At 27.4% G+C, this 13913-nt stretch carries 10 protein-coding genes; 6 read left to right on the forward strand and 4 right to left on the reverse strand.

Annotation, left to right across the window (positions count from 1 at the left end; genetic code table 11):
- Positions 1–56: 56 nt before the first annotated feature.
- The 3 genes from CCANL266_RS08890 to CCANL266_RS08900 all read left to right on the forward strand — a co-directional run bounded on the left by CCANL266_RS08890 (position 57) and on the right by CCANL266_RS08900 (position 4315).
- On the forward strand, positions 57–1493 hold the full coding sequence (locus CCANL266_RS08890) for an acetyl-CoA carboxylase subunit A (protein WP_172234131.1): 1437 nt from the start codon (positions 57–59) through the stop codon (positions 1491–1493).
- 1 nt (position 1494) lies between these two features.
- Complete coding sequence (locus CCANL266_RS08895; protein ID WP_172234133.1) at positions 1495–3267, forward strand: biotin/lipoyl-containing protein; 1773 nt, start codon at positions 1495–1497, stop codon at positions 3265–3267.
- Positions 3268–3430: 163 nt separating this feature from the next.
- Positions 3431–4315 carry a beta-1,4-N-acetylgalactosaminyltransferase gene (locus CCANL266_RS08900; protein ID WP_425321187.1) on the forward strand — a complete coding sequence of 295 codons (885 nt, stop codon included), beginning with the start codon at positions 3431–3433 and terminating at the stop codon, positions 4313–4315.
- 344 nt (positions 4316–4659) lie between these two features.
- On the opposite strand, the gene CCANL266_RS08905 is transcribed toward CCANL266_RS08900, so the two are convergent.
- From CCANL266_RS08905 to CCANL266_RS08920, 4 genes are read right to left on the reverse strand one after another with little or no spacing between them, the layout of a single operon-like run.
- Positions 4660–5634, reverse strand: a complete 975-nt coding sequence (locus CCANL266_RS08905) for an OmpA family protein (RefSeq protein ID WP_172234137.1) — start codon at positions 5632–5634, stop codon at positions 4660–4662.
- A complete protein-coding gene (locus CCANL266_RS08910; protein ID WP_172234139.1) occupies positions 5621–6703 on the reverse strand; it encodes a MotA/TolQ/ExbB proton channel family protein in 1083 nt (360 codons plus the stop codon). Before CCANL266_RS08910 ends, CCANL266_RS08905 begins: the two co-directional genes overlap by 14 nt.
- Positions 6704–6705: 2 nt before the next feature.
- Positions 6706–7752 (reverse strand): class II fructose-bisphosphate aldolase, encoded by a 1047-nt coding sequence (gene fbaA / locus CCANL266_RS08915; protein WP_172234141.1) that lies wholly within the window; start codon positions 7750–7752, stop codon positions 6706–6708.
- Between the two features lie 9 nt (positions 7753–7761).
- On the reverse strand, positions 7762–8580 hold the full coding sequence (locus CCANL266_RS08920) for a peptidylprolyl isomerase (protein WP_172234143.1): 819 nt from the start codon (positions 8578–8580) through the stop codon (positions 7762–7764).
- Between the two features lie 73 nt (positions 8581–8653).
- On the opposite strand from CCANL266_RS08920, the gene nth reads away from it, so the two are divergent.
- Genes nth through CCANL266_RS08935 form a run of 3 tightly spaced genes read left to right on the forward strand, consistent with a single transcriptional unit; the run spans position 8654 to position 13912 of the window.
- A complete protein-coding gene (nth, locus tag CCANL266_RS08925) occupies positions 8654–9283 on the forward strand; it encodes an endonuclease III (protein ID WP_172234145.1) in 630 nt (209 codons plus the stop codon).
- A complete protein-coding gene (locus CCANL266_RS08930) occupies positions 9243–10493 on the forward strand; it encodes a ComEC/Rec2 family competence protein (protein ID WP_216657293.1) in 1251 nt (416 codons plus the stop codon). Before nth ends, CCANL266_RS08930 begins: the two co-directional genes overlap by 41 nt.
- A gap of 8 nt (positions 10494–10501) precedes the next feature.
- A complete protein-coding gene (locus tag CCANL266_RS08935) occupies positions 10502–13912 on the forward strand; it encodes an autotransporter outer membrane beta-barrel domain-containing protein (RefSeq protein WP_172234150.1) in 3411 nt (1136 codons plus the stop codon).
- Position 13913: the final 1 nt, after the last annotated feature.

Below are 13913 nucleotides of genomic sequence, written 5' to 3' on the forward strand. Positions count from 1 at the left end.
AAAAATATTAAAAAATTAACTCAACTTTTAGTAAAATTATAAAAAAAGGAGGCAAAATGATAAAAAAAGTTCTAATAGCAAATAGAGGCGAAATAGCAGTAAGAATAATAAGAGCCTGTAGGGATTTGCACATAAAAAGTGTTGCAATTTATACAAAGCCAGATGAGCATTGTTTGCATGTAAAAATAGCAAGTGAGGCTTATTGTATTGGTAATGAAGCAATAAAAGGCTACCTTGATGCACAAAAAATAGTACAAATTGTAAAAGAGTGCAAAGCAGATGCAATACACCCAGGATATGGCTTTTTAAGTGAAAATTATGAATTTGCAAAATTAGTAGAAGATTCAGGCTTAATTTTCATTGGACCAAAGGCTGAAGTAATTAAAAAAATGGGTAATAAAAACATAGCAAGAGAATTAATGCAAAAAAATGGAATTCCAATCGTTCCAGGCACAAAGGCTTTAAATAATTGCAGCATAGAAGAAATAAAAGAAAAAGCATTAAAAATTGGCTATCCTGTAATTTTAAAAGCTAGTGGCGGTGGAGGTGGTAGAGGAATTAAAGAAGTTTGGAGTGAAGAAAAATTAGAAGAAAGCCTTGAACACTGCAAAAAAGAAGCTAAAGCTTATTTTAATAACGATGAAGTTTTTATGGAAAAGCTAATTGAAAATCCAAGACATATTGAATTTCAAATTCTAGCTGATAATTACGGCAATATAATTCATTTATGTGAAAGAGATTGCTCAATTCAAAGAAGACATCAAAAAATTATAGAAATCGCCCCAAGCCCTTATTTAAGCGAACATTTAAGAAAAATAATGGGTGTAAGTGCCATTGCAGCCGCAAAGGCAGCAGGTTATACAAATGCAGGAACGGTAGAATTTTTACTTGATGATTACAATAGATTTTATTTTATGGAAATGAATACAAGAATTCAAGTAGAACACGCAGTTAGCGAAGAAATAACGGGCGTTGATTTAGTAGTAAGGCAAATTCGCTATGCAGCAGGAGAAATACTTGATTTAGAACAAAGCGATATAAAGCCATATGGTTTTGCAATTGAAGCTAGAATTAATGCTGAAAATGTATGGAATAATTTTAGCCCAACACCAGGCTTAATAAGTGCTTATTATCCTGCCTTAGGGCCATCAGTTAGGGTTGATAGCCATATTTATAAAGATTATGTAATTCCACCTTTTTATGATTCACTAATAGCAAAATTAATAGTAAAAGCAACAAGTTATGATTTAGCAGTAAATAAACTAGAAAGAGCTTTGGAAGAATTTTCTATTGAAGGTGTAAAAACAATAATTCCATTTTTATTAGCAATCGCAAAGAGTAGAGAATTTAGAAAAGGCTTTTTTGATACAAGTTATGTAGAAAATAATATGCAAAAATTACTAGAAAAAATAAAAAATGATGAAAAAACAAATAAAGATGAAAGCATAGCAGCAATAAGCGCAGCATTAAACAAACATTTAAAAGGAGAATAAAATGGCTAAAAAATTTATAGATGTAATGGATACTAGTTTTCGTGATGGCTTTCAATCAGTGCTTGGAGCAAGAGTTTTAAGTAAAGATTATGAAAGCGCTATTAAAGCAGCAAAACAAGCAGGGATTACCCATTTTGAAATGGGCGGCGGTGCTTTATTTCAAAGTATGTATTTTTATGCAAATGAAGATGCATTTTCAGCTATGCGTAGATTTAGACAAATCGTTGGAGATGAAGCAAATCTTCAAACTCTAGCAAGAGGCATAAATACAGTTAGCCTTGAAACAGGCAGCAAAGAAATAATACAACTACACGCAAAATTATTTGCAAAATATGGAGTTAGCACCATTAGAAATTTTGATGCTTTAAATGATGTAGAAAACCTAAAATATAGTGCAGAGCAAATTACAAACTATGGCTTAAAACACGAAGTAACAATAACAATGATGCACCTAAATAGCAATAAAGCTCACGATTGTGCTTTTTATGAAAAAATCTTAAAACAAATTCTAAAAGAACAAATCCCTTTTACAAGCATTTGTTTTAAAGACGCAACAGGTACAAGCAGCCCTCAAAAAGTTTATGAAACAATAAAAATGGCAAGAAAATTATTACCAAGCGATACTCATATTAGATTGCATACTCACGAGAGTGCAGGAGTAAGCGTAGCTTGTTATCTTGCTGCTATTAAGGCTGGGGCTGATGGCATTGACCTTGCGGTAGCACCTTTTAGCGGTGGGACTAGTCAGCCTGATATTTTAACAATGATGCACGCTTTAAAAGGAGAAAATTATAATTTAGGCGACTTTGAAGAAGAAAAAATAAGAAAATACGAAGAAGTTTTTAAAGAATGTATGAAAGAATATTTTATGCCGCCTGAAGCAAGTAGAGTAAATGCTTTAATTCCATTTTGTCCTATGCCTGGTGGAGCACTAACAACCAATACTCAAATGATGAGAGATAATAATCTTTTAGATAAATTCGAGCAAACAATAGAGCAAATGCAAGAAGTAGTAGAGCTTGGAGGCTATGCAACTAGCGTTACTCCTGTTAGCCAATTTTATTTTCAACAAGCTTTTAATAATGTACTTTTTGGTAAGTGGGAAAAAATTGCAGAAGGCTATGGAAAAATGGTTTTAGGTTATTATGGTAAAACCCCAATTAAAGCAGATAAAAAAATAATCCAACTAGCAAAAGAACAACTAAAGCTAGAAGAAACAACAAAAAGCGCACTAAGCATAGCTGATGCTGATGAGACAAAGTCTATTAAATATCTAAAAAGTATTTTAGAAAAAGAAAATCTAAGCACAAGCGATGAAAACATCTTTATATTAGCAACTTGCAAGGAAAAAGGTTTGGCCTTTTTGAAAAACGAAGCAAAGCAAAATATTAGAAAAATATCATCAAACATTCAAACAATAAGCCCAACAAAACAAAATGATACACCAAGCTTTTATGTAGTTAATGTAAATGGAAATAAATACAATGTAGAAGTTTGCCCTTGTACAAATGATTATAAAATACAAGAACAAAAACCAACACAAAATACTAATATAAATAAAGATAAAGCCGTGCTTTCAAGCATTCCTGGAAATGTATTTAAGGTCTTAAAAAAAGAAAATGAAACAGTAAAAAAAGATGAAGTTTTATTTATTTTAGAAGCGATGAAAATGCAAATTCAAGTTCAAGCGCCTTGTGATGGAGTACTTTTAAAAATATTTGTAAAAGAAGGCGATGTTGTTGAAAATGAACAAGCCTTAGCACTTTATAAATAATTTACATTTTAGCTAAAAGAGTTTTTGCTTTTTTAGCTTTTTTTTAATTTTTCAATACATTTTTATAAGACTTGTTGTATGAATTTTACTTTTTTGTGTTTGTAAAAAAGTACAAGCTAAAAAATATTATTAAACTTACATTTGTATTATCAAGTATTTTTACATTAAAATTCAAAAAGGAGTTGTATTGAAAACAAATTATGATGAAAATGAAAATAAAAGTCCGCTTAATCCTTGGGCATTTATTAGAGTTTGTAACGAAGATATTACATTAAAAGCTAGTCTTAATTCTATTCTTGGAGCAATAAAGCGTGGTGTTATAGCCTATAACGATTGCACGGATAATAGCGAACAAATAATCTTAGAATTTTGCAAACAACACAAAAGCTTTATTCCTGCAAAGTACCCGCATAATATAATAAACACTTACTTAAATCGTACTGATGGGGGGGGGGGCTGGAAGCTATTTAAAACACAAGATGATTATATACAATCTGGTATAGATTATAAAAACTTAACACCATTAGAAAATCGTTTAAGCACATATTACAATTTTGCTTTAAGCTTTATTCCAAAAGATGAATGGTTTATTAAAATAGATTGCGATCATATCTATGATGCACAAAAACTTAAAGAATGTTTTAAATTAATTACAAATGATAATCAAGCTGTATCAATACCTAGGGTAAATGTTTTAATAGAAAATGAGCAAATTTATGTAGATTTATATAACAATAATAACTTTTTAAGAGATGTAGGCGATCATTTATTAATTAAAAATAAAAATTTAAGTTTTTGCGATGCTGGTTTTTCAAAATTAATAGAAGCTTATAATTTACCTAAAGAAATAAAAATAATTAAAGGTGTGCAATTAAATAATATTCATTTTCCATATCTTAAAAAGAATAGAGCTTACTCTCACGCTAAATTAATAAAACTAGAAGAGCTTTTAGCAAGCGAACTAGCAAATAATCCTATGATAAATAAGCAAATTTTATCAAAAGAATTTATTATGAATGCTTACAAACAATTTAATTTTGCTAAGTAATTTATAAAAAAATATTACACGCTTAGTAAAGGTTTAAAGAAAATAAACTAAAACTTAGCGTGTAATTTTATTTTTAGTAAAGCTAAGTAGATTTTTGTTTTAGCAGTAACTAATGTTTTGATATTTAATTTTTAACAACTATAAAATCATATAAATTTATACTTCATCGCTTCTAATAATAAGCTTTTCTAAGCTTTTAGTATTTATTGCATATACAAAATAAAAAGCTCTTTTTACATAAAAAATATTATTTAAAAATTATAGTTATAAAACTAAGAGCTTTCATTTATTTTACAAACTTTTTTGTATTTATTTTATAAAGTTAATATCATTAAAAAGGCTATTTATTCGCCAATAGCCTTTTCAAAATTACTTGTAGCAGCTTTATTTGTAAATAATAGTTTAATTTCTATTCTTCTGCTTGCTTGTTTGTCTTCCTTGCCATCTTTTATAATAGGTTCATTATAGCTTTTGCCAACCGCTTGAAGAAGTTTTTCTAGCTTTGCATTTTTATTAAAACTATGAATGAATTTCATAATTTCTAAGGCACGCTTTTGCGATAACTCAAGATTGTAAATATAACTACCGCTGCTGTCTGTATGCCCTTCTATTATTATAGCCTCAATATTTGCTAAAATCTCTGGACTGTTTAAAATAGCTGTAAAATATTTACTCAAAGTCTCTTTTAACTCTTTTTTTGCATCTTCTTTAATGCTAAATTCATCACTGTCAAAAAGCACACTAGCATTTAAAGATATACTACCCGAGTTTATATCAACTAAGATTTGTTTAGATAATTTATCTTGCAAGGCTGTAATTAATTTACTTTTATTATTTTTTAACTTATCATATTCAATTTTAAAAGATTGTAATTTTTTACTAATTTCTTCTAATTGCTCATCTTTTGTATTAATATCTTTATTGTTTTCTTCTAATTGTGCAAGCAGGGCTAAAATTTGCGCATCTTTTTCATCAACATCTTTTAAAAGCTCTTGGTTTTTTTCATTAACCTCATCAATACTTAAGGTTAAATCCTTTACATAATCATTAATTTGAATATTTTTATCTTGCTCTAAAAGCAATGAATTGTTAGCTTTTTTAAGCTCATTTTGTAATTTTTCTAAAAGTTGTTCTTTGTTAAGAATTAAGGCTTTTGATTTATCTAAACTAGCCTTTTCGCTCATTAAAGCATCTTGAGTAAAAATGTATTTTAAAATAATAGCACTAAGCAATAAAATAAATACAAATAACAATCCTGCCATTAAATCAGCATAAACTATCCAAAAGCTTCCGTTTGAATTTTCATTATTCTTTTGCATTATTTAATTGCTCTATTACTTTTAAAGTTTGTTTGTTTAAAATCTCTGCACTTTCTTTTAAACTTTTTACAATGGTTTGCTCTTGCATAGTTTCTAATTCTTTTTTAAAGCTTTCAAAAGAACTTGCCATTTCATTTTTTAACGCTTTCATTTTACTTACACTTGCATCAATGTCTTTTGTAAATTCGTTTAATCTTGTGCTGATAACTTGATTATTGTTATTGCTTAATTCCAAGCTTTTTTGTGCTAAATCAGTATGAATTTTTGCAATTTTTTCAAAGGATGAAAAAAGCTTTGAAAAACTACTAAATTTATCATTATGCAGCCTTGCTAATTCACTAAAGAATGTATTATCGCAAAGTTGTTTAATTAAAACATAATTTTGCTCCATTAAATCATGTTGCTTTAATAAACTTACCCTTTCAAGCTCTTCTTTGCTCCAAAAATATTTTTTACTTGCTAATTTAAAATGAAGTTTAAAAGCATTTATCTTTGAAATACCAAGTCTTGAAAAAAACATCCACCAAATAGTTAAAAAAATTCCATAAATTGACACATAAAAAGCAGTTGCAATACCACTTAAAAGTGAGCTTATTTCATTTTCTAAAGCACTTGAATTTGAACTTGCAAAATCAGGCATTGAAAGCGCAATGCTAATAAAGGTTCCTAAAATACCAAGCATAGGAAAAACAGCACTAGCAATATAGCCAAAAGAAAGTGGCTTTATTTTATAGACAAAATCATCTAAAAACCAATCAAAATCAGCATTTGCCTTTACTTCTTTTCCAATACCTAAGGAATTATTTTTTATAAATTCTTTAAGTTCGTTTTCAAAATTAGTAGAATTTTTTTTAATTTTTGCCCACACATAATATTCATTTTGCGGGGCAAAAAAGATAGCGAAAAAAAGCAAAATACCGCACATAATAATAGTATGCAAAGGCATTCTTAAAGAAAAAATTTCTAAATAAGCTAAAAGTGCTAAAACATAAACTACAACAGGGATAATTAAAATAAATAAAAAGGCAGCAAATACGCCTTTATGCTGATTTTCGCTAACTTGCTGCACTTTTAGTTCCTATTTAAACAATTTAATTCTTTAAATGCTTGCATTAATCTTGCTTGCATAGTTTTTTCACCTGCATTTAGCCACACTCTTGGGTCGTAATATTTTTTATTTGGCTTATCATCACCTTCTGGATTTCCGATTTGCCCTTGTAAATATCCATGATTTTTACTTTCATAATTTCTAACACCATCCCAAAATGCCCATTGAGTATCTGTATCAATGTTCATTTTAATAACCCCATAGCTAATTGCCTCTTTTATTTTTTCTGCTTCGCTGCCACTACCACCGTGGAATACGAAATTTAAAGTCTTTTTACCCTTAGCTAAAAATTCTTGACAATTTTTCAAAATAATAGGCTCTAAACGCACATTTCCTGGTTTATAAACTCCATGCACATTACCAAAAGATGCTGCTATTGTGTAATTACTACCGATTTTTGCTAAACGCTCATGCGCCTTTGCTACATCAATTGGCTGGGTGTATAATTTTGCATTATCAATATTTGTATTATCCACCCCATCTTCTTCTCCACCTGTGCAACCTAGCTCTATTTCGATGCCTATTTCAAGCTCATTAAATTTTTTAAAATACTCGCATGAAAGCTCTATATTTTCTTCTAAACTTTCTTCGCTTAAATCAAGCATATGAGAACTAAAAAGCGGCTTTTTATGTAAATCATAAAATTCTTTATTTGCTTTTATTAATTCATCAATCCAAGGTAAAAGTTTTTTTGCTGCATGGTCGGTATGAATAACTACAGCAACGCCATATTCTTTAGCAACTTCGTGAATATATTTTGCACCTGCAATAGCGCCTAAAACAGGATTGTTTAAAGTCTTGCCACTAAAAAAAGCTGCTCCACCATTACTAAACTGAATAATAATAGGTGAATTTGCTTCTTTTGCTGCGCTTAAAGCTGCATTAATTGAGTTTGTACCCACAACATTTACCGCAGGAATTGCAAACTCATTTTCCTTTGCATAGGCATATAATTTTTCTAAATCTTTTCCATAAACAACGCCTGCTTTTAAAAAATCAAAAACGCCCATTTTTTATCCTTATTTCATTTTTAAATTAGCATCTTTTAACATTTTTTCTGTTTGAGCTTTTAATAATTCTTGTTGTTTTTGGTTTCTTAAACCATTATCAATACTTGCTCTTGCTTCTTCAAGTGAGCCTTGTCTTTGCTCTTTTATATCCTGTGTCATTATTATATGATAACCAAAATTTGATTTTACAGGAGCTGAAATTTCACCCTTTTTAAGTTTTTTTGCAGCGTTATAATACTCTGGCACTAAATCACTTGCTGTTGCATACGGTAAATCACCGCCATTATTTTTTGCACTTGGGTCAATTGATTTTGTTTTTGCTAATTCGCTGAATTTATCATCAAGCTTTTTACCTTTTAAGCCTTTTAATTGAGCAATTATGTCCTTTGCTTCTTTTTCACTTTTTACTAAAATATGCTTTGTTTTAACTGCTTCTGGTAATACAAAGTCTTGTAAATGTGAATTATAATAATCTTTTATTTCTTTATCACTTATTTTAATACTTTTAAATTGTTGTAATAAGTATTCTTGAGCTAATAAAATTTCTTTAGCACTTGCTAAGATTGTTTTAAATTCTTTGCTTTGGTCGTATTTATTTTTAATAGCTTCTTTTGCTAATAATTTTTTTATTAAAATTTCTTTTATTAAACCTTCTTGAGCTTCTTTTGGTAGCACAGAAATATCTTGAATTTGATTTTGAGTTAATTGTGCTAAATATGGTGCTACTTCTTCGCTAGTAATCTCACCACCATTATAAGTTGCAATTGTAGCTGCATTTAGGCTAAGACCACAAAAAATTCCTGCTAAAACTAATGATAATTTTTTCATTTTTTCTTCCTTTTTTATTAAAAATTTATATTGATTTTACAAATCTTGCGTAAAAATTTAGTAAGATAAGCTTATGCAAAGAAAGTTAGAAATTAAAAAAAGAATTTTAGAGCATTTTAAAGATGCTAAAACAGAACTAGTGTTTTCAAATGATTATGAATTATTAATTGCGGTTATGCTATCAGCTCAATGTCTTGATAGTAGAGTAAATTTAATAACTCCTAGTCTATTTTCACATTACAAAAATGCGCAAGAATTGGCAAATGCGAATTTGATGAGTGTAAAAGAATTAATTAAATCTTGCAATTTTTATCAAAATAAAGCAAAGAATTTAATCTTAATGGCTAAGGAAGTTTGCAATAAACATAACGGAAAAATACCTTTAAATTACGATGATTTAATATCTTTAGCAGGAGTTGGTAAAAAGACTGCTAAAGTAGTTTTAGCTGAAAGCTTGGGGCTTAATTATTTTCCTGTAGATACGCATATTTTTAGAGTTGCACATAGATTAAAATTAAGTAATAAAAAAACTCCCGATGAATGCTCAACTCATTTAGAAAAAGTCTTTAAAAGTGATTTAGCAAAGCTTCATCAAGCTATGGTTTTATTTGGTAGATATATTTGTAAGGCTAAAAAACCAGAATGTTCTAAATGCTTTTTAAGTGATTTGTGTAATGCAACTTGCAAGCAAGAGAATTTATAAATTACAAAAAAGACATTTTGCCTTTATTTATTTTGTTTTATTTGTAGTTTTTTGCCTTAATGTGCATTTAAAATTTTTAGATTTTTGTGAATTTTTAATGCAGGATAGATATATTTTAAAAGTTTTAAAAAATTATGAAAAAAGCAAAAATAACAAAAATTATTATGTCTTACACCTTGCTTATAAAGATGTAATAATCTATACAACCACAAAGCAAAAAATCAACTCAAATAAAATAAGTATAAATTTTGCTGCTAAAAATAAACTAGATTTTTATGATTATTTAAAGGCTAGATTTTATTTACCTAGTTATAAAATACAAGAAGAAAAACAAGAAGATGAAAAGGCATTAATTAGCTATTTTAAAAAGCAGCATAGTGATAAAAAAATGCAAGAATTTTATCTTGCTTTATTTTTTGCAAAGCCAATTTCAAACGAACTTAGAACTGATGTTAATTATTATGGAATTGCACATTTATTAGCAATTTCTGGATATCACTTAGGGCTTATTTATTCAATATTATTTTTTACGCTTATGTATTTTTATAAATACTTACAAAAAAGATTTTTTCCTTATCGTTCAATACATTTGGATTTGGCTATAGTGATTTTTATATTTTTATTCTTTTATTTTATTTTAATTGGGCAAGTGGCTAGTTTTTTTCGTTCTTTTGTAATGGCAATTGTGGCTTTTTATTTTGTGCTTAAATCTATAAAACTGCTTTCTTTTTCGCATTTATTTTTATGTTTTATGATTTGTATTAGTCTTAATCCATCTTTTTTATTTAATATAGGTTTTTTCTTTTCTTGTCTTGGAGTGTTTTATATATTTTTATTTTTACATCATTTTAAATTTAAATCTTTGCTTAATGCTTTGTATTTTGAAAGCTTTGTGTTTTTAGCGATGATTATTCCTGTTTTATATTTTTTTCCACTAATTAGTTTTCAACAATTTTTAGCTATTTTAATTACGCCTTTATTTGTTGTTTTTTACCCTTTAGTTTTATTTTTACATATTATAAATTGTGGTGCTTTATTTGATGGATATTTATTAAAATTCTTAGCTTTTAAAATGGCAGGAGATTATTTTCATTTGGAATTTAAATATTTTATTTTATACTTAATTTTATCTTTTTTAGCTATTTTTAATAAACACTTGCTTATTATTATAAGTATCATAAATATTTTATGTTTTATAGTTTTATTATGAGGGTTAGGATGAAAATTTTAAGCATATTTACAAGTTCAATATTATTTGCAGGAGCTATTGCTCCTAATGTTATGTATCAGGATTATTTGGATTTAGCTTATGGCTTTAAAAAAGAGTTAAAAGTATATAAAAATGATTTAAGTGTAATTGATTTTAAAATACAAGCACCTAGTTTTTATGCTTCAAATAATTCAGGAAAATTCAAAAGAGAATTTACAAACATAGGTGCTTCTTATATAATCGGAGCTAGTCATTTAATACAAGATTATCTTAAGCAAAACGGAGTTTTAGAATTTTCTAATATTCCTACTTATGTTATAAATTCAAATAATAATTTTAAAAAACAAGACCCAAACTCTCAAAGAGATTTTTCTATTTTTAGAACTCATAAAATAAATATAAATGAAAGTGCTAATTTATTTAAAAAAGATTTTTATGTAATTCAAAATGCAAATTCTAGTGATGAAATAGAAAAATATCAAGATAATATGCAAACAAAAAAAGAGCTATTAGATGAAAAGCGTTACTCTTTATATGTTAGAAGTGGTACTGGGGTTAATTATCTTGGTTTTGATGATTTTGAAAAAGGTGTTGTGAAATTAAACGATTCAGATGTAATAGCAAGTGCTGGAATTTTATATCTTGATAAAGATAAACTTACTGATATAAATATAGGAAGACTTGATTTTAATGCAGGAAAGAACTCTAGACTAGATTTTACAAATAATATAGCCCCTGGTGATAGCGGTAGTGCTATTTATGTTTATGATAGTGTAGATAAAAAATATTATGTAATAGGAGTTGCAAGCAAAAGTGATTGCAAAAATCCTTATTCATACCCGTATAATTGTACATATTCAAAATATGAAACTATTAATTCTTTTATAATAAACGATTTTAAAAATTCATATACTATAAATACAAACGAAAGTGATTTTAAAATCACAAATGCGAATTTAAGTGCAAAAAATACAATCTTAAATGCAAAAAGCAATGATATTGCCTTTAATCATACCTACACTAATTATTTAAGCAAAGATACTTTTAATAAAAGACTTGAAAGCTTAAAAGACGATAAAGATGTTGTTTTTAATAAAGCAAGTAAAATTGTCCTAGAAAGTGATGCTGATTTTGGCTCAAGCGTATTTTATTTTAACGAAGATAGCAGCATAGTTGGAAACAAAAAACTATTATTAGGCGGAATTGTAGTTAATAAAAATGCAACTTTATCATACGATGCACTTAGTGCTAAAAATGATTTTTTACATAAAATTGGCGATGGCGTTTTAATAATTAATAATTCAAGCCAAGGGGCTGGAATAAATATTGGTGGCGGAGAAGTAATATTAAATAATAAAGATAATAAAAATAGCTTTAGCAATGTTTATATTACAAATCAAGCAAAACTAAGTTTAAATCAAGCAAATACACTAGATACAAATAATTTATACATAGCAGATAACGCAGCTACAATTAATTTAAATTCAAACGACTTAAGCTTTACTAGCACCCTTAAAAATACAAGCTATGATACAGTTTTTACAGGTAGTGCAAAGCTTAATTTTAATATAAAAGAAAAAAATATTTTCAATGCTAAAATAAACTCTTTAAGCCTTAATGCGGATAATTCTACTATAATTTTTGATAATACAATAAATGCTAATGATTTTGTAGTAAATAATTCAAATATCACTTTACAAGCTCAAGCTTCACAACATTATTATTTAGATAGCATAAATCAAAATATTGCAAATAAAAATAATCTTTCATATCTTAGCTCTCCAAGAGAATTTAAAGAAAATAATTTTACTTTTAATACAATAAATCTTAATAATAATTCAAGCCTAACTTTAAACAACTCAAACTTAAATGCAAAAGAAATTAAGCTAAAAGATAGCTCTTTAAACCTTGCAGAAAATGCTGCTTTTTATGCTATTAACAATATAAAAAATAATGCTGGAATTAATTTTTCTGATGCAGGTTATAGCGTAGATAAAACATTTAGCTTTACTCAAGAATTAAAAGAAAGTACTTTTAATAACACCTTTGCTAATTTAAAAGCTAATTTAAGCTTAGATAATTCAAGCATAAAACTAAACAAAAACTCAAGTTTTACAGGCAAGATAACAGGAGTAAATAATTCAAGCTTAATTGCACAAAATGCTATTTTAAACTCTAGTATAAATATTGAAAATATAAATGCTAATAATTCTATTTTTAATATAAATGCAAATTCTCAAAGCATAATTTCAACAAAATCAAGTTCAGGGCAAAATAACGCTTTAAATGTAATAATAAATCCTGATGAAGATAAAGATAAAATCCTACTAGCTTCTTTAGCAAATACACAGGATAAAAACTTTTTTACAAGTTTAAAATTAAAAGATGCTTTTAGCATTAGCAGAGCAAATATAGTTTATGAACAAGAAGAAAATACTGCAAATTGGTACTTGCAAAAAACAAAAGAAGGTAAAACTCAAGATTTAATTACAAAATACTTCATCACAGAAGAAAACAAAGAAGCAACAAAGGCAGTAAATACCTCACTTGAACAAGCCTTTTTTTCTTTTGTCTTAGAGTGGAACAATCTTACAAAAAGAATGGGAGATTTAAGAAAACATTATTTACTTAATAATGATGATTATGCTGGTTTTTGGGCAAGATTATATCACGGACAAAGCTCTTATTTAAAAAGCAATAAATCAGTGTTTTTAGAAAGTCAATTTGGGGTAGATAAAAGATATTTAAGCGATAATGCTCAAATCTTTTCAGGGGTGGTATTTAATATTGCAAATTATAAATTTAATAGCCCTAATTTAGATGGAAATTCTAATTCTTTTGGGCTTGGAATTTACTCATCAATATTATTTGATAATGGCTTTTATTTAGATTTAATTGCAAAATATTTAATGTATAAAAATAATTATGATTTTATAATAACAACAAGTAATACAAGCGTTAAAAATAACAAAATAAATCATAATTTTATCGCATCAATTGAAGCTGGATTTTATGCTTATTTAAATGATTATGTATATTTTAATCCTCAACTTGAATTAATAAGCGGATATCTAAGCAAACAAGAAATTGAATCTAATTTTATAAAACTTAGCTCAAAATCAACCATTCCATTAAGTCTTAAAAGTGCTGTTTTTGCAGGTTATGATAATGAATATTTAGGTATTCGTTTTGGTTTAGGACTTGCTAGTGACTTAAAAAATAGTGCTGATAAAATAGTAAGCGATAGGGTTTTTAGCAAGACTTATGCAGGTAAAAAAGATACAAGAATGTTTGTAAATTTAGGTACTTCTTATGTAATTGATAAAAAGCAATCTTTTAATTTTGAATTTGAAAAGAGCTTTTTTGGAGACTTAAATATTGATTACAGTATAAACTTAGTTTATAGATACGCATTTTAAT

The sequence above is a fragment of the Campylobacter canadensis genome, from assembly GCF_013177655.1.
GTDB lineage: Bacteria > Campylobacterota > Campylobacteria > Campylobacterales > Campylobacteraceae > Campylobacter_E > Campylobacter_E canadensis.

Bases quoted from the DNA above. Each gene is read 5' to 3' on its own strand.
- CCANL266_RS08890 (WP_172234131.1), top strand. From the start codon at position 57: ATGATAAAAAAAGTTCTAATAGCAAATAGAGGCGAAATAGCAGTAAGA.
- CCANL266_RS08895 (WP_172234133.1), top strand. From the start codon at position 1,495: ATGGCTAAAAAATTTATAGATGTAATGGATACTAGTTTTCGTGATGGC.
- CCANL266_RS08905 (WP_172234137.1), bottom strand. From the start codon at position 5,634: ATGCAAAAGAATAATGAAAATTCAAACGGAAGCTTTTGGATAGTTTAT.
- fbaA (WP_172234141.1), bottom strand. From the start codon at position 7,752: ATGGGCGTTTTTGATTTTTTAAAAGCAGGCGTTGTTTATGGAAAAGAT.
- CCANL266_RS08920 (WP_172234143.1), bottom strand. From the start codon at position 8,580: ATGAAAAAATTATCATTAGTTTTAGCAGGAATTTTTTGTGGTCTTAGC.
- nth (WP_172234145.1), top strand. From the start codon at position 8,654: ATGCAAAGAAAGTTAGAAATTAAAAAAAGAATTTTAGAGCATTTTAAA.
- CCANL266_RS08935 (WP_172234150.1), top strand. From the start codon at position 10,502: ATGAAAATTTTAAGCATATTTACAAGTTCAATATTATTTGCAGGAGCT.